This window comes from Moorena sp. SIO2C4 (genome assembly GCF_010672485.1).
GTDB classification, from domain to species: domain Bacteria; phylum Cyanobacteriota; class Cyanobacteriia; order Cyanobacteriales; family Coleofasciculaceae; genus Moorena; species Moorena producens.
Map to the genome: position 1 here is coordinate 1 of NZ_JAAHGN010000053.1, position 15,824 is coordinate 15,824.

Sequence of the window (15,824 nt, forward strand, 5' to 3'; positions counted from 1 at the left end):
TTTAATTCTTAATGGGTCAAGCGCACCTATGGTTTTGTTGAAGCCCCCTAAATCCCCCGAGCGAGCAATCCCTCGCTCGGGGGACTTTTAGAGTTTTTTCCCCCCAAGCGAGCAATCCCTCGCTTGGGGGGTTAGGGGGGCGAAACCATACCCAGAATCAGCAACACCGAAAAAACTATAGTTCAAGGGTTTGTAGTTCAAGTTTTCTTACAAAAATGACCTGCTCCCACATAGAACTGTTTAGCAAGCTGATGTTGATAGATATTAGCTTAAGTATAAACATCAATAATTTTTTGTCTAGGATCAACGGAGTAGGGTTTCATGATTTTTTAGTATAATTATCTGAGGTATCATGATTATTGTACCTGACTAGCTTGATAAATATTATGTTAAGTTCTATGGTTGAGAAGTAGAGAGCTATACATGAAGGTTAGAAATATCCCTGGTTATCTCCTTGATCAGATAGAGTCAGCCCTATTTACTGTTTTCCCTGCTAGAAGAAAAAATGCTGGAAATACCCCTGGTTATCTCCTTGAGAAGATACAGTTAGCCCTGCTTAGTGCTTTTCCTGAGCCACAGGGCTTCAAACAAATGCTACGATTCCAATTAAATGAAAATCTGCCAGAGATTGCTACTGGTGGAAATTTCAGTGAAATTGTTAACAAAACAATCAACCATTTTGATAGTAATAATAGTTTAGAACTATTAATTAATAGCGCCCTTAAACAAAATTGCGCTAATCCTGAGTTAAATGCAATCAAGAAAAAATTTAAAATTACGACTAGTTTACTCGACCTATTGTATCCTTTAAAAAAAAATAACAAGCCAAAGCAAGAGGTTTATAGAGATTATTTTCAAAAAGTCAATTTTTCGGAAGATAAAATTGTTGCAAATTTAAATGATATTATAGATAACTTGGATACTATACTTGATGAAAATTTTTATAGTGAAAAACCTATCATAGACTTTGCTGATTTTTTATTAAAAAATAGAGATATTGATATTTCACAAGAAAATGCTTGTCAACTCAATCAATGGTTAAAAATCGAGTCCAAGAGAAGTAAAGCAAGCTATATAATCAGCTATATAATAAGATTGGTAAGCAATAACCGCTTATTTGAATTTGATTATGTAGTGTCACGTATATTGCCATTCCTCTTTATTAATATTACTGGGGCTTGGATAATCGAATTCTTGAGTAGAATAGAATGGGTTAAGCAGTATAAAGCCCTTAGCATGTTGTTTTTTATAGTATTTACAATCATAGCTATTATTGATTTATTTAAAAAATCAAATTTAAGACTGAACCAAATAGGATCAGTTACCTTAGTAATCTTGGTGATAATAGGAGAAGCATTTATATTTAGCATTTTTCCCACTAAACTAGTAAAGTCCCCTGAAAACTTTCACAATTACCCAGAAATCGTAAAAGTTTTTGAAAACCAGCATCTAACTAAACATTATAATTTAAAGAAAATCTTTATACATAAAGCTGAAGTAATAGATAGATTTATAAAAAACCCGGGTAAAGATAATGAATTACATGAATTACACATATTACTTAATGATGTGGAATGGACCAAGGAAGAAAAATTAAGATTTCTCAAGAGAAACTATAAAGGATATATAAAAGTTAAGATTAGTTATAATGATAATTCGACTGGGAAGTTTAAAATAAAAAAATCTCAAATAATTGACTATTCATTTAGACCTGGTAGTGGAATCTTATCCTTTGTGATAGGATTCGGAGAAACAGCATATTTGGTGCCTCGACAAAGATATAATCTTCTTCAAAAAATAGAGAACATTATTGAAGATAACCAAGTTTTAGAAAAAATCAAATAAATATGAATAAGCTGTTAAGCATTAGTGCCTAACAGCTTAACAAATTAGCTTAACCAATTATTCAAAGGTTATGGTATTAGGTAAATCAATCACAAAGTTCAGCCCTTGTGGAGTGACATCGGCGTTAATAGAGACACCAGCCTTAACGAGTTTATCTAGGCTTAATCCATAGGGTTTCAACTTTTGATCAACGCCCGCATCTTTAAGATAGGAAATTAAATTGACACCATCAAAATTTGCCAAACCCTTCTTGACCGCTTTAACTGTTTGATTGCGAAATACACCTTCAAGAAGAGTCAGAGCATCAGAATACCATCCCCTTCCACGCACATTGTGGTTACGGTAAGCAACTTGTAAATCGTTATTACGTATGGCAATACCAAGACTGACATCACCACTAGGTGTTACAGAAAACAAGCGAGTACACTTCTTTCCAGAAAATAGATCGATGCATTCATACTTACGCAAATTGACTGTAAAGGAAAATGTTGCTCCACCATTGTCAATAGACTGAAGATTAATATCGTTGATCTTCCACTTGTTATAACGAGTATTCTTGATGTAATACCCATCATATTGATTAATAGAGTTAACTAAATCTTCCCGGAATTTTTCAATTGGCAACGTTCCTCGAATTTGTGCTTTGGTTAAGTCCAACTCAATGGGAAATCCAATCTGATTTGTCAATACATCTAGAGACTGGACAACAAGCGGGACATTAGCATCAGGAAATTTGCTCTCTGCATGAAGATAACCAGGTAGAGCAATAGTTAAACCTAAAGAGATGGCAAAAGCCCTAAAAATAGTTGCTAGATTTTTATCCAACATAAATTCTCTCCTTTGTCGGGAGCAGCTAGTATGTATTGGTATTTTGAAACCTTCGGATACTAAAAATAGCTGAACGCCTTTATATAAAAAGACAATAGTTTGATGAGGTTTGAATTATTTAAACCCTTTAAATCCTAAGGAAGTAGTCAATCAATAGATTACCATTTACTGCTTAGGCTTCGAGTTAATTTTGAGCATACTTGTTTTCAAATACCACTATTGATTTATCAGGCAAAGTTCAGGAAGTTATGCGTAACTTAACAAAAGTTAATAAAAAAATGCATTAGGGGCAGTAGAAAGGAATTATAGACATTGAAGTATAGTTAGGGAAAGAGTAATAGGTAATATGCAACAGCAGATCTGATAGCAAAACTATGTCTTAACCTTTACTTCGACTGCTATACCAGTAAACTTTCAACCTTCAACATCCAACATCCAACATTCAACCTCCAACATTCAACCTTCAACATTCAACCTCCAACATTAAACCTTCAACAGTTAACCTTCAACCTCTAACCTTCAACCCTCAACCGAATAAACCCTTCCTTTCCAAGCACCACCCCGTCCTTGCCAATGTCGCCATGCTGAATCTATGGTCATTAAGGTATAGAGCAACCCGATCCCAGGTAAGCAAAATCCTAGCAGAGGAGAACATTGATACAGGCGCAGTGTGGGTAAGTAAGCTAAAGCCATCAGTAACCATGTCACAAAGGATGCGATCGCATTCAGCCAATGTCCAGTCAAAACACTAAGGATCAAACCAATCGGGGCTACTAGATAAATTAACGTCATTGCCATCACCGTACCCACTAATAGCCATGGGGAATACTCTAGTTGGGTAAAAGCCGTGCGAGCAATCATGTTCCAGATACTCGCTAAAGAAGGATATGGTCGTAAGCTGCGAGTTGATTGACTTAGCCCTAACCAAATGCCACCAAGGCCAGAAAGGGAACCAGAGGAAGATCTGGACTGATTACTGGATTTAACTGCTTGAGCTAGGGCACAATCATCGATTAATGCTTGACGCACTACCTCAATCCCACCGATGCGGTTTAAGGCTTGATGGCGAATTAAAATACATCCTCCAGCGGCAGCCGCAGTAGATTTTGTGGGGTTATTGACCCAAGCAAAGGGATACAGTTTTTGAAAGAAGAAGACAAAGGCAGGAATCAGTAGTCGCTCCCAAAAGTCTTGGCATCTGAGCAACACCATTAGGGAAACTAGATCCAAGTGTTCTATCTCGGCTTTGGTAAGCAGTTGACGGAGATTGGCTGGATCATGCTCTATATCAGCATCGGTAAATAAAAAATAATCTGGGGCTGGGGTTTGCTGCTGCCCATAACGAATGCCTTGTTCTAAGGCCCAGAGTTTACCAGTCCAACCAGGGGGTAACTCTTGACCGGATAATACTTCTAGTTGGAATCGTTGGGAGGATTGCTTGCTTTCCTGGGCAAGGGCTTGAGCAATGGTCGCTGTTTGATCAGTGCTTTGGTCATCCACTACAATCACCGTCAAGCAGCCAGGATAGTCTTGAGCCAGAAGCGATCGCAATGTCGTGGGGAGCAACTCAGCTTCATTACGAGCTGGAATTACAGCACAAACCTTGGGTAATGATTCCCCTTGACCTACAGACCTGGTAGGGAATTTCTCTATAACCAGCCGTTGGTCTGCTCGCCAAAACTGACCCCGAAATCCTAGTAATCCGATCCAAATCCCTACGGATAGAACAGTGATTCCTAATCCGATTGTATCCATTTGTATTGATACCTATTGCTAATTCTCCACTACAAGTAGCAAAATAACGTAACCAAAGGTGCGCGCACCTTTGAATGTGGTGTGTGAAGTAAAACGGTAAAACATGCAAACCCAAGACAGGATTGTAGAATCAGGGGTTACAGGAGCGATCGCAAATAGCCAAAGCTATTTACTCGCTCAGCAATATCCCGATGGTTACTGGTGGGCAGAACTGGAATCTAATGTCACCATAACAGCGGAGATTGTCCTACTCCATAAAATTTGGGGAACTGACAAACAACGACCTTTACATAAAGCGGAAGCCTATCTGCGTTCTCAACAGCAGAAACACGGTGGCTGGGAACTTTTCTATGGTGATGGTGGGCATTTGAGTTGTTCGGTGGAAGCTTATATGGCACTCCGCCTTTTGGGGGTACCTGCCAGTGACTCAGCTTTGGTCCGAGCCAGGGATTTTATTCTCAGACGGGGTGGCATCAGCAAAACCCGGATTTTCACCAAATTTCATTTAGCCTTGATTGGCTGCTATAGCTGGCGCGGGATTCCCTCGATTCCCCCCTGGATAATGTTGTTTCCAGAATGGTTTCCCTTTACTATCTATGAAATGTCTAGCTGGGCAAGGGGAAGTACAGTTCCTTTATTAATTGTCTTTGACCAGAAGCCAGTATTTGAGATTGAGCCAAGGATCAATCTAGACGAGTTATATACCGAAGGAGCTGATCAGGTCAAATTCGAGCTACCTCGCAATTCCGATTGGACAGATTTATTTGTACTGCTTGATGATGGATTTAAGTTAGCAGAAGACTGGAATTTAGTTCCATTCCGGAAGCAGGGACTGGCAGCAGCGGAAAAATGGGTCTTGGAGAGGCAAGAAGCCACAGGAGACTGGGGGGGAATTATTCCAGCCATGTTGAATTCCCTGTTAGCGTTGCGTTGTCTCAACTATGATCTTGCGGATCCGATCGTGCAACGGGGACTGGAAGCCATTGATCGGTTTGCCATTGAAACCCCTGACAGCTACCGAGTCCAAGCCTGTGTTTCCCCAGTTTGGGATACAGCTTGGGTATTGCGAGCGATGGTGGAATCTGGTTTAGAACCGGATCATCCAGCCTTAGTTCGGGGTGGAGAATGGTTGTTGCAGCAGCAAATACTAGACTATGGGGATTGGGTGGTGAAGAATCCCCAAGGGAAACCAGGAGGATGGGCCTTTGAGTTTCAAAACCGTTTCTATCCTGATTTAGATGATTCCCCAGTAGTGATTATGGCCTTGAATAGCTTGAAACTCCCTAATCAGAAACTAAAGCAGGCAGCCATGGCTCGTGGCTTGGCTTGGATAGCATCAATGCAGTGTAACCAAGGGGGTTGGGCTGCGTTTGATATTAATAATAATCAACACTGGCTCAATTCTCTGCCCTATGCTGACCTGAAAGCTATGATTGACCCTAACACAGCGGATGTGACCGCACGGGTCCTGGAAATGCTGGGTTCGTGTAATTTGTCCATAGAATCCCAAAAGTTGGAGAATGCGATCGCATTTTTGATTCAGGAACAGGAAGCCGATGGCAGCTGGTTTGGTCGTTGGGGGGTTAACTATATCTATGGCACCAGTAGTGCTCTTTCAGCCTTATCTAAAATAGCGCCTCACACCCACCAACGTAGTATCGAACGGGGTGCCGCTTGGCTAGTGAAATGTCAAAACCTCAATGGTGGCTGGGGTGAGACCTGTCTTAGTTACGATGATCCCACTCTTAAGGGACTAGGAATCAGTACTGCATCTCAAACCGCTTGGGCTTTAATTGGTTTAATGGCAGCAGGAGAAGCTACTGGCAACTGGGCAATGGATGCCATTGAGATGGGAGTCAACTACTTAGTGTCAACTCAGCAGCCCGATGGCAGTTGGGATGAAACCGAGTTTACAGGCACAGGTTTTCCCAGTCATTTTTATTTGAAGTACCACTTCTATCAACAATATTTCCCGTTGTTGGCCTTGGGAAGGTATCAAATTTCTATTTCAAGTTGAAGGTTGTTTGTCGGAATGTAGAATTAAGAATGTAGAATGTAGAATGTATAATTAAGAATGTATAATTAAGAATGCAGAATGTAAAATCCAGAATGGTGAATGGTGAATGTCGAATACAGAATTCCAAATTCTTAATTCTTAATTCTTAATTCTTAATTCTTAATTCTTAACTCTTAATTCTTAATTCTTAATTCTTAATTCTTAATTCTTAATTCTAAAATTAGCTGAATGCTTACGCATCCTGTTTATTGCTGATGCTCAGCTAACCAGACCGTCAAATCTGTGACGGTCTCAAAATCCAACAGCGCCTCGCTCAACTCCTCCAATTGAGCTATAGAAAGCTTTTGAATCCCCTCAAGTAGCTGGTCAGAAATACTACCAAACCGACGGGTGATCAGACGTCTAACGATTGAGTACCCTTCCTCTTGTTTTCCTTCCAGTTTTCCTTCAAGCTTTCCTTCACGTTTTCCTTCGAGTAAACCAAGTTTATGTCCTTTTTGAATTATCTTCTGATAAATTACAGACTCTTGCATCACGTCCTCCGGAAATAATTCTGTGATCAACCTTTGGTCAAACCGCAAACCAGCTAGTAACTGGGTACAAGCGGAGATGTTAGTAAAAGCTAGTGGTTCTTCAATCCTATCCACTGCTGCCGCCACTTGCTCTAATAATCTGTTGGGAGACTCACTGAATGCTAAAGTGGCAAAAGGCAATAAGGCGGGATTGGCCAAAAATTGCAATGGGTCTTGCTCCCACATCCTGATTACTCGATAGCGATGGCTAGTGTTACTCTCGACCAACTGGTTAGTATAAGCTTTGGATGAGGTGGTGAACTTGAGAAATATCACTACCTGCTCTATGGGACAGTTATACTTTTCTTTGAGTCTGACCCAATACTTGAGCATCCGCAATGGTAGGGATGGCTTGGAAGCTGGCAGGGTTTGAAATTCCCACTGTAGGATTTGGTTAGCGGTTTGCAGCAGGGTCAAGGAATCGGCGTGAATCGGTTCGGTATTTAACTCAGTTTTGAGCACCGATATTTCAGTAACTTCAATATCATGAAGCCACTTTACCAAATCAGCTGGGTAGTTTTCGGCGAGATATTTACAGATATTATCGTAAGCCAAGGTAGTTATCTTAGGTTAACAGTACCTGGGCCAGTTTACCGGATGTGGTCAAAAAAAGCGATGCTCTCAAAGAGCCGCTACGCGAACGCAACTAGGCTAGATAGAAATATAGTCATCAAAAACTGGTTTTCTTGTAGCCCACCAATATTGGATAGTATTACCAGGCCACAAAGCGAATACTCTGCCATCTTTATTTTGATACCAGCTCATACAGTTTTCTTTTGTCCACACCCTTTTTGCCATAGTTTTCCATAAATCCTGATAATAACGTCTCATGGCTTCCTCCTTCACTTCCAGAGATTTCCAGTCTTCTGTGAGCATTTTATTCAAGCAGCCAATAATATAATTAACTTGGCACTCTACCATTAAAATAACCGAGCTATGACCCAAACCAGTATTCGCTCCTAACAGACTAAAAAAGTTAGGAAAATTGGGAACAGAAATACCAATATACGCTTCTGGTTCGTTGCCCCATCTCCCCGCTAGACTCTCTCCGTTGCTACCACGTATATCCATTTTTTTGTAGGACAAAGAGTTAAATCCTGTAGCATAGATAATAGCGTCAACTTTATAGTCTTTTCCTGGTTCGGTTACCAGACTATCAGCCGTTATTTTATCTATCTTATCTGTAATCAATTCTACATTCTTTCGGTTCAGGGTTTGATAAAAGTCGTTATTAATTAAAATTCGTTTACAACCTGGTTGATAGCTGGGCATCACCGCATCCCGTACTCGGGAGTCAGCAATTTCCTGGTGTATGCGTTTTTCCAATTGTTTTCGCAGGTACTTACCGAGAAAACTTCCAGTAATGAATAGGGGAAAACTGATTAAGTCATTACGTAAGTATAGTAATCCCCGGTGGAGTTGCATCAGAATAGGGAAGTTCTTAAAATACCATTGCATCTGGGGTGAATAAGTCCCATCGTCTCGGTTAGTAATCCAGTTAGGAGTTCTTTGAAAAATCAATAGTTGTTTCACTTTTTTTGCAACTTCTGGGATAAATTGAACTGCACTCGCTGCAGTTCCTACAACTGCCACAGTTTTATCAGTTAAATCAAAGCTGTGATTCCATCTAGCTGAGTGAAACGAAACTCCTTTGAAGCTTTCTAAGCTATTCAAATTCGGTAATTTGGGTAAATTTAAACCTCCCCAGGCACTGATCAGTATGTTAGCTGTTATAGTTTTATTATCAGCTGTGTCAACATACCAGAGGCAATTTTTGGCATTGAAATGGGCGCTAATAACCTCTTGATTAAAACGGATATGGGGATAAATATTGTATTTACGTGTGCAGTGTTCTAAGTATTTCAATATCTCTGGCTGAGAGGGATAAACTTGGTTCCAATCATATTTCATCTCAAAAGAGTAACAATATAAATGAGCGGGAATGTCACAGGCACATCCTGGGTAGTTATTATCCCGCCAAGTCCCTCCAATTCCAGAGTATTTTTCTAGAATAATGAAAGGTATTTTGGCTTTTTTAAGTTTAATAGCCATGCAGATACCAGACATGCCGGCACCAATAATAACTACTTGCATTTTTATTATTTTTATGTTATGATTACTGGTGATTATTCGTTTTATTGTTTAGTTGGATAGTTCCCAAAACGCGATAATCGAAGTTTAGATAAAAATCCCAACCAGCAAAGGTCAAAAGTGAGTATTCAGCTATCAGCTATCAGCTATCAGCTATCAGCTATCAGCTATCAGCTATCAGCTAATGCGCTACTTGAGGTGCTTTTGAATAAAACAAGTAAGCATTGGAATAATGCTGAGTAAAGTCACCTCCCAGCGTCGTTCGCACAGCGTGGCCATTCGCGTAGCGTGGCCGAAAGGCCAAGGCCAAAGCCTGTGCCACAAAACTGAAGGCTGACGGCTGACGGCTGACGGCTGATGGCTGAATGCTTACGGTCAAAAAAATGCTACCATTAAATAATATAATAAATATCAAAAAAAGCAATTATGGGGAGCCTTGAAGGCAAAGTAACCTTAGTCACGGGTGCCAGCCGTGGTATTGGTAAAGGAATTGCGATTGGCCTTGGAGAGGAAGGTGCTACGGTATATATTACCGGTCGTAGTCTAGACAGTTCCAATGTCACAGAGGGAGTTTCCGGTAGTCTTCGGGAAACCCAATTAGCTGTGCAAGATGCTGGTGGTATTTGTATTCCGGTAATGGTAGATCATAGCGACGACCAACAAGTGCGCTTACTCTTTGAACGGATTCAAGACGAGCAGAAGGGACAACTGGATCTGCTGGTCAATAATGCGTTTTCAGGAGTGCAGGCATTGAAAGAGGGATACGAAAAACCATTTTGGGAATGCGTTGACAATCTTTGGGATGCTGTCAATGATGTCGGTCTCCGCAGCCATTATATTGCCAGTGTTTTTGCAGCTCGACTGATGATTCAGCGTCAGCAGGGGCTCATTTGCACCATCTCATCCTGGGGCGGCATGTCTTACATCTTTGGTGCCGCATACGGGGCGGGTAAAGCCGCTTGTGATCGACTTGCTGCGGATATGGCTGTTGAACTGAAGCCATATAATGTGGCATCCCTTTCGATTTGGCCAGGCATAGTTGGTACCGAGCATATTTCCAGTTTGGCTTTGCAAATGGGAGAAGATAAACCACGTAATCAGCAAAGCCAAGTGATCTCTCAAGGCTATAATTGGGAAACTCCTTTACTAACAGGGCGCGTTATTGCTGCCCTTGCTGCAGACCGAACTGTAATGCGCTTTACAGGCCGTGTTCGAATTGTTGCAGAACTAGCTGATTACTATGGAATCATCGATAAAGACGGTTTACGTCCGGTATCACTACGCTCTCTACGTTTTATAGCTCCAATGTTTTGGCCAGCATTAATAAAATATGCGTCGCTGATACCTAACATTAATGTACCCTGGTTTTTATTACTATGGGGAATACTCCAATCTCCTAAAATTTAACCCAGAGCAAAAATTTGAACCATATGAGTGATCTCCATGGAGCTGTGGTACTCATCACCGGTGCCTCCGGTGGATTCGGTCAGGAACTGACTCGGCAATTATTAGAAGCTGGTAGCCATTTGATCCTCACCGATCTTGATGAAACTCTTCTTAAAGAGCGTGCCGAAGCTATTCAACGGGAGGTTAAAACTGGGGATATACTTGCTCTTTTGGGGATTAATCTTTCTGAACGTGACGGATGCGAAACCCTTTATCGTCAGGTTAAAGACCTGGGAATAGAAATCGATATTTTGATCAACAATGCTGGCATTGGGCTTTTTGGTCGCATGGACGAAGTTCCTGGAGAAACATGGGAAAGGCTGATGCAGGTAAATCTGTTGGCACCAATGCGATTAAGTTCTCTATTTGCCGCCGATATGATTAAACGTCGCCAAGGTCACATCGTTAACATTTCCTCTGCTGCTGGCTGGATAGCACCGGCTGGCATGGCTCATTATGCTGCTAGTAAATTCGGGTTGCGAGGATTCAGCGAAGGGCTTTTAAATGAAGTTAAAATTTACAACGTCAAGGTTACAGCTGTTTATCCCTTTTACAGCCGTACTCCCATTCTTCAGTCGGAACAGTACGGAACCCTTGCTAAAGAAAATCAGGGGTTGCCGGACTTTATAATAACTGATCCGGCTAAAGTCATGGGCAAAACGATTCAAGGAATCATTGATGATAAACCTCAGGTTTTTCCTGATCGAATGGCAAAAATTATCTCAGTTATTAAACGTTTTTTTCCCCAATTATTAAACTGGATTCTTAATGGGTTCAATCGGAAGCCAAAAGCCAATGTATAGGATTTATATAGCAAAGGAAACAGCGGATCATCGGAGTAGGGAGTAGGGATAAGCAAGGGTTGGGTTTGGCGAGAAGCCCACACTTACTAGGGTATGAAGTGTGGGAGCATGGCACTGAGCTTGGATGTGTACGCATCCGGTTTATTGTTGATGCTCAGCCAACCACACAGCTACATCGGTGACTGTCTCAAAATCCAACAGCGCCTCGCTCAACTCTTCCAATTGAGCAATAGAAAGCTTTTTAATCCCCTGTTGTAGCTGGTCGTCAACACTCCCAAACCGACGGGTCAGTTGACGTATAATGATTGAGTACCCTTCCTCTTGTTTTCCTTCGCGTTTTCCTTCGAGTTTTCCTTCACGTTTTCCTTCCAGTAAACCCAGTTGATGTCCTTTTTGAATGATCTTCTGATAAATTACAGACTCTTGCATCACGTCCTCCGGAAATAATTCTCCAATCAACCTTTGGTCGAACCGCAAACCGGCTAGTAACTGGGTACAAGCGGATATGTTAGTAAAAGCGGATGGTTCTTCAATCCTATCTACTTCTGCCGCCACTTGCTCTAATAATCGTTTAGGGACTTGCATGTAAAAAAAATACCAATTAAAGTAGGGTGGGCAAAGTTATCTTATCTATAAGACTCATTTGAACCAAAATGTTTTTGCCCACCCTACAAGCTAAAATCTGGTATTTTATTTTTTGGCTACTCCCTTAGGAGATTCACGCTTATGCCAGAGTGGCAAAGGGCAATAAGGCGGGATTGGCCAAAAATAGCTCAGGGTCTTGCTCCCACATCCTGATTACTCGATAGCCATGGCTGGTTTTACCCTCCAGCAACTGGTTAGTATATGCTTTGTTTGAGGTGGTGAACTTGAGAAATATCACTACCTGCTCAATCGGACAGTTATACTTTTCTTTCAGTCTGACCCAATACTTGAGCATTCTCAATGGTAGGGATGGCTTGGAAGCTGGCAGGGTTTGAAATTCCCATTGCAGGATTTGATTAGCGGTTTGTAGCAGCGTCAAGGAATCGGCGTGAATCGGTTCAGTATTTAACTCAGTTTTCAACACCGATATTTCAGTAACTTCCATACCATGAAGCCACCTGACCAAATCAGCTGGATAGTTTTCGGCGAGATATTTACATATATTATCGTAAGCCAAGGTAGTTATCTTAGGTTAACAGTACCTGGCCGATTTTACCGGATTTGGTCAAAAAAAGCGTACCCATCCATCGTGATTATGCTTTTGGCTTCCCCCTGTGATCAAAATCTGCTCCAATCACCCATTCTCTTTTTCCCCATCACCAACACTATCGACGGCGCTGTTGCAATTTGCGATAAACATCCCGTACATCAACCTGATGGTAAGCCATAGCAACTAGGCTGTGGTAGAGCAAGTCCGCTACTTCAGATGCGATCGCATCCGGGTCATCATCCTTACAAGCCATTACCACTTCTGCAGCTTCTTCCCCAATTTTTTTAAGAATCTTATTATCCCCACCCTTAAACAACTTACAGGTATAAGACCCTTCTACTGGATGGTCACGGCGATCGCAAATTATCTCAAACAACTGAGACAAGGTATCTGCTGGAGGGGCTACTTTCTTACTCTCCACTTGATGGAAACAGCTACGCTCACCGAGATGGCAGGCAATATCACCAATTTGTTCCGCCGTCACGAGTAAAGCATCACTGTCACAATCGTAGCGGATGGATTTTATCCTTTGTAAATGCCCAGATGTAGCACCCTTGTGCCACAATTCCTGACGAGAGCGACTCCAAAACCAGGTTTCTCCTGTATCGAGGGTTTTTTGCAATGACTCCCGATTCATCCAAGCCATCATTAATACCGTACCATCAAGGTAATCTTGGACAATGGCTGGCACTAGTCCTTGATCGTTGTAGCGAACTTGGTCAACTGGGATAGCTTGGCTAATGGAAGTCGGTTCAGATGCTGACATAGTTTTAGGCAACGGATGGAAACACCCAGCGGGTCAAACAGCTTTAATGAGATACACCCTACAAGATACCACCCCTGATATCCAATTGATCATTGACACTCCCCGCGCCTAAAGGCGCGGGGATTCTTCGCTCACAGACTCGACTTGCTGAACCTGGCCGGAACCAAGAACAGTAGAGGTCAAATCTCCCGAAGCGTTCGGATCTATGATCCAGGTTCCGGTGTGCCCCACCGTACCCAAGGCTCTTTTTAAAATGTTGATAGCGGCGTTGTGATCTCTATCTAGTTCGCATCCACATTCGCAGATATGAGTCCTAGTGGATAGTGACTTCTTCACGAGTTCACCGCATTTGGAGCAGTTCTGGCTTGTATAGGCAGGATTAACTGCAACAGTGACTCTGCCAAACTTTTTGCCAAAGTGCTCCAACCATTTTCTAAATTGATACCAACCAGCATCATTAATAGACTTAGCTAAACAATGGTTTTTGACCAGATTCTTTACTCTCAAATCTTCATAGGCGACCAGGTCGTTAGACCGGATTACGCAACGTGCCAGTCTCTTGGCATGTTCTTTACGTTGCCTACTTATTTTGAGGTGCTGTCTGCCTAATCTATTAACGGCTTTCTTACGGTTAGATGAGCCTTTCTTTCTCCGAGATACTCGGCGTTGATAAAATTTTAGACGCTTCTCCCCTACCCTATAAAAGCGAGGTGATGGTTCAGTGTTTCCCCTAGAATCGGTATAGAACTCTTTTAGTCCTACATCCAATCCTACAGTGGCATCAGCCGGGTCTAATTGTTCTTTTACATCTATGGAAATACAGAACTGAACGTAATAACCATCAGCTCTTTTAACTATACGAACCCGTTTGATTTGCTTTTTGTCAAAACGCCACAAGTCCCATGTCCCCTTAAGCTTCAGCTTTCCTATTCCCTTTTTGTCACTGAAGATAATCGACTTCTTGTCAGGGGACAGTTTCCATCCTGACTGCTTGTATTCGACTGATCTACAGTGTTTCTGGAAGCGGGGAAAGCCTTTCTTTCCTGGTACCTTCTTCTTACAGTTTTCAAAGAAACGACAAATCGATGACCATGCTCTTTCAGCCGCAGCTTGTCGAGCTGTTGAGTTTAATTCATTGGCAAACGGAAACTCTTTAGCCAGTACTTTACTGTACTTGCTAAGGTCATATTTACCCGTTCCTTTATTGTCCATCCATAGGCGAATGCAACTGTTGCGAATAAATTTAACTGTCCGAATAGCTTCATCTATAGCTAAATATTGATGGCTTTTGCCGTAGGCTTTCATCTCAACAATAATCATTGACCTTGACCTTGACCTTGACCTTGACCTTGACCTTGACCTTCGGTCACGCTACGGGAACGGTCACGCTACGGGAACGAATTTCGACCTCACTCGCTCTATTCTTACGCTAACAGGTTGGGCGTAATCTGTCAAGTACAGATAAAATAAAAGTGACACGGCGACTAAACTCGCTAGTCACTTTCATCCCCGATCTAAAGATGCGGGGCTGAAAGTGTTCAGATTTCTAGTAAATCTGCATTCTTTCTTTACAAATTCAAAACGGATCAGTCTCCATAGGATAATAATCTCTTGTCCAGTATTGCCCCTAAGCCGAAGTTCCCTGAAGTGCGACCCAAGGGCGATTTACTCGCCCATTGGAAAGCGCACTTTGGCCGAAGTTACCTATTGCCCTGTTTAAGGGGGGTAATGGGGTGATCGCCTTTTCCCTTATTTTCAACTAACTCGTACACTATTAATATTAGGAGACTATTTTGGTTAGCACTACCTCGTTTAAAACCACTAAATCACAAGAAATTTTCAGCGCCGCCCAGGAGCTAATGCCAGGAGGGGTCAGCTCCCCAGTCAGAGCCTTTAAATCAGTAGGCGGAGAACCGATTGTATTTGACCAAGTTAAAGGAGCATACATCTGGGATGTAGATGGCAACCAGTACATTGACTATGTAGGTACCTGGGGACCAGCCATTTGCGGTCATGCTCATCCGGAAGTTATTGGGGCATTGCACCAGGCTCTAGATAAGGGTACCAGTTTTGGAGCTCCCTCGGCCCTAGAAAACGTGCTAGCACAAATGGTGATTGACGCTGTTCCTAGTATTGAAATGGTGCGGTTTGTTAATTCTGGGACCGAAGCCTGTATGGCCGTGCTGCGCCTGATGCGTGCCTTCACAGGACGGGACAAAATTATCAAATTTTCTGGCTGCTACCATGGTCACGCCGATATGCTGCTGGTACAAGCTGGTTCTGGAGTGGCTACTCTAGGTTTACCCGATTCCCCTGGTGTTCCTAAGTCTGCCACTGCTAATACCTTAACTGCTACCTATAATGACCTGGACGAAGTTAAAGCTTTATTTGAGCAATATCCCAATGAGATTGCTGGGGTCATCCTAGAACCTGTGGTGGGGAATTCTGGTTTCATCACTCCTGTACCTGGTTTTCTTGAAGGCTTGCGGGAAGTGACTCAAAACAG

The 15,824-nt window shown here is 42.1% G+C and carries 13 protein-coding genes and 1 pseudogene; 5 read left to right on the forward strand and 9 right to left on the reverse strand.

All coding sequences use genetic code 11. The annotated features are described in order from the left end of the window. Window positions 1-423 precede the first annotated feature (423 nt). Window positions 424-1,845: an effector-associated domain EAD1-containing protein gene (locus F6K20_RS05245; protein WP_008190515.1), complete on the forward strand. Its 1,422-nt coding sequence runs from the start codon at window positions 424-426 to the stop codon at window positions 1,843-1,845. A gap of 57 nt (window positions 1,846-1,902) precedes the next feature. On the opposite strand, the gene F6K20_RS05250 is transcribed toward F6K20_RS05245, so the two are convergent. Next, window positions 1,903-2,673, reverse strand: coding sequence for a hypothetical protein (locus F6K20_RS05250; protein WP_008190513.1), 771 nt, complete (start codon window positions 2,671-2,673; stop codon window positions 1,903-1,905). A gap of 519 nt (window positions 2,674-3,192) precedes the next feature. Continuing rightward, window positions 3,193-4,428: a glycosyltransferase gene (locus F6K20_RS05255; protein WP_008190510.1), complete on the reverse strand. Its 1,236-nt coding sequence runs from the start codon at window positions 4,426-4,428 to the stop codon at window positions 3,193-3,195. Between the two features lie 103 nt (window positions 4,429-4,531). Between F6K20_RS05255 and shc the strand changes: the two genes are divergently transcribed. Next, window positions 4,532-6,445 (forward strand): squalene--hopene cyclase, encoded by a 1,914-nt coding sequence (shc, locus tag F6K20_RS05260; protein WP_287293976.1) that lies wholly within the window; start codon window positions 4,532-4,534, stop codon window positions 6,443-6,445. A gap of 245 nt (window positions 6,446-6,690) precedes the next feature. Here the strand turns inward: shc and F6K20_RS05265 are convergent, their stop codons facing one another. The 3 genes from F6K20_RS05265 to F6K20_RS05275 all read right to left on the reverse strand — a co-directional run bounded on the left by F6K20_RS05265 (window position 6,691) and on the right by F6K20_RS05275 (window position 9,487). Continuing rightward, the gene (locus tag F6K20_RS05265; RefSeq protein WP_287293978.1) at window positions 6,691-7,572 is read right to left on the reverse strand and encodes a DUF4351 domain-containing protein; all 882 of its coding nucleotides are present in this window, start codon (window positions 7,570-7,572) and stop codon (window positions 6,691-6,693) included. 96 nt (window positions 7,573-7,668) lie between these two features. Then, window positions 7,669-9,111 (reverse strand): flavin-containing monooxygenase, encoded by a 1,443-nt coding sequence (locus F6K20_RS05270; RefSeq protein ID WP_287293980.1) that lies wholly within the window; start codon window positions 9,109-9,111, stop codon window positions 7,669-7,671. Window positions 9,112-9,289: 178 nt separating this feature from the next. Continuing rightward, window positions 9,290-9,487 carry a hypothetical protein gene (locus F6K20_RS05275; RefSeq protein ID WP_287293982.1) on the reverse strand — a complete coding sequence of 66 codons (198 nt, stop codon included), beginning with the start codon at window positions 9,485-9,487 and terminating at the stop codon, window positions 9,290-9,292. Between the two features lie 47 nt (window positions 9,488-9,534). Here F6K20_RS05275 and F6K20_RS05280 point away from each other — a divergent pair, with 47 nt between their 5' ends. After that, window positions 9,535-10,515: an SDR family NAD(P)-dependent oxidoreductase gene (locus tag F6K20_RS05280; protein WP_287293984.1), complete on the forward strand. Its 981-nt coding sequence runs from the start codon at window positions 9,535-9,537 to the stop codon at window positions 10,513-10,515. A 23-nt stretch (window positions 10,516-10,538) separates the two neighbouring features. Beyond that, window positions 10,539-11,357, forward strand: a complete 819-nt coding sequence (locus F6K20_RS05285) for an SDR family NAD(P)-dependent oxidoreductase (protein WP_287293986.1) — start codon at window positions 10,539-10,541, stop codon at window positions 11,355-11,357. 141 nt (window positions 11,358-11,498) lie between these two features. Here F6K20_RS05285 and F6K20_RS05290 read toward each other — a convergent pair whose 3' ends face one another. The 4 genes and pseudogenes from F6K20_RS05290 to F6K20_RS05305 all read right to left on the reverse strand — a co-directional run bounded on the left by F6K20_RS05290 (window position 11,499) and on the right by F6K20_RS05305 (window position 14,638). Further along, window positions 11,499-11,942: a DUF4351 domain-containing protein gene (locus F6K20_RS05290; protein ID WP_287252261.1), complete on the reverse strand. Its 444-nt coding sequence runs from the start codon at window positions 11,940-11,942 to the stop codon at window positions 11,499-11,501. 142 nt (window positions 11,943-12,084) lie between these two features. Further along, window positions 12,085-12,519: pseudogene (locus F6K20_RS05295) on the reverse strand (Rpn family recombination-promoting nuclease/putative transposase); the annotation flags it as partial. 148 nt (window positions 12,520-12,667) lie between these two features. Next, entirely contained in the window at window positions 12,668-13,318 is a 651-nt protein-coding gene (hisIE, locus tag F6K20_RS05300) for a bifunctional phosphoribosyl-AMP cyclohydrolase/phosphoribosyl-ATP diphosphatase HisIE (RefSeq protein ID WP_008190493.1), read from the reverse strand. Between the two features lie 108 nt (window positions 13,319-13,426). Continuing rightward, complete coding sequence (locus F6K20_RS05305) at window positions 13,427-14,638, reverse strand: RNA-guided endonuclease InsQ/TnpB family protein (protein ID WP_071105919.1); 1,212 nt, start codon at window positions 14,636-14,638, stop codon at window positions 13,427-13,429. A gap of 473 nt (window positions 14,639-15,111) precedes the next feature. Here F6K20_RS05305 and F6K20_RS05310 point away from each other — a divergent pair. Continuing rightward, a partial coding sequence (locus F6K20_RS05310; RefSeq protein WP_287293988.1) for an aminotransferase class III-fold pyridoxal phosphate-dependent enzyme occupies window positions 15,112-15,824 on the forward strand: 713 nt, incomplete at its 3' end.